We start from the raw sequence: 1,263 nt of genomic DNA, 5'->3' as shown, positions 1-1,263 counted from the left end.
GGGTGCAATGGAGTTCGAGGTTCGATCTGACCGGGGCAAGTCGCGAGGACGTCGTCCGCTGACTGGTGAGCGCGTTGAATACTTGCGTCTCATGGAGCAGGGGCTGGGCAACAAGGAAGCCTGCCGGATTGTCGGGATCAACGAGAAGACCGGCAGGCGATGGCGCAACGGCCGCAACGCGTGTGGCCGGAACAGGGCGGCGCTACCGATTCGTTCGGTGGCGCCGCCGTCGGTTCCTGGGAGATATCTCAACGAAGCCGACCGAATCCACATCGCCGACCGGCTGCGTGAGGGCGGTTCGATCCGTGTGATCGCGGCCGAGCTGGGGCGTCACCCCTCAACAATCAGTCGCGAGGTCCGCCGTAACTGTCATCCTGGTAGCGGCGCCTATCGTCCCCACGCGGCCCAGGCCCGCGCCGACGCGCGGCGGCCGAGGCCGAAAGCACGCAAGATCAACACGATTCCCGAGCTGGGGCGGTTCATCGCCAGCCGCATGGCGCTGCGATGGAGCCCCGAACAGATCTGCCAGGCTCTGCGTGCACAATTCCCGCACCGGCCGGAGATGCATGTGGCCCACGAAACGATCTACCAGGCACTCTACGTTCAAGGGCGCGGTGAACTGCGTCGCGAACTGGCCCGCGCCCTGCGCACCGGCCGCACGATACGAAAACCTCACCGCCGCGTCGAGGCACGCCGCCCACGGTTCACCCACCCGATGATCATGATCAGTGACCGGCCCGCCGAGGTCGAAGACCGCGCAGTTCCCGGACACTGGGAAGGCGACCTGATCATCGGCAAGAACCAAGAAACAGCGATCGGCACCCTGGTCGAGCGCAGTACCCGCTATGTGATGCTGCTGCACCTGCCACACGGTCGCAGCGCCGAAGCAGTGCGTGCCGCACTGACCGAGACTGTGAAAACCCTTCCCGCGCATCTGATCCGGTCGCTGACCTGGGACCAGGGCTCGGAAATGGGCACTCACCACGCATTCACCCTCGCCACCGACATCCCGATCTACTTCTGCGACCCTGCCAGTCCCTGGCAACGGGGTTCCAACGAGAACACCAACGGCCTGTTGCGTCAGTACTTCCCCAAAGGCACCGACCTGTCCCGACACAGCCGCGACGACCTCGCTGCCGTCGCCACCGAACTCAACGGCCGCCCACGCAAAACGCTCGGCTGGCAAACCCCAGCCGAGCGTTTGCATAAACTACTCGCGGCCTGACAACCCACCACGTGTTGCAACGACCCCAAGAATCCGCC

1 protein-coding gene is annotated in these 1,263 nt (G+C 64.9%); it reads left to right on the top strand.

Annotation, left to right across the window (positions count from 1 at the left end):
• The first annotated feature begins 7 nt into the window (after window positions 1-7).
• A complete protein-coding gene (locus AC5592_RS34360) occupies window positions 8-1,225 on the top strand; it encodes an IS30 family transposase (RefSeq protein ID WP_036500829.1) in 1,218 nt (405 codons plus the stop codon).
• Window positions 1,226-1,263 lie beyond the last annotated feature (38 nt).

It is taken from the genome of Nocardia violaceofusca NBRC 14427, from assembly GCF_963869435.1.
Lineage (GTDB): Bacteria > Actinomycetota > Actinomycetes > Mycobacteriales > Mycobacteriaceae > Nocardia > Nocardia aobensis.
Note: the sequence above shows the minus strand (reverse complement) of the source record. Positions and strands in the feature narration are given on the sequence as shown.

What these genes read in the sequence shown, in the direction of transcription:
- AC5592_RS34360 (WP_036500829.1), top strand. Translation starts at nt 8, where the DNA reads ATGGAGTTCGAGGTTCGATCTGACCGGGGCAAGTCGCGAGGACGTCGT.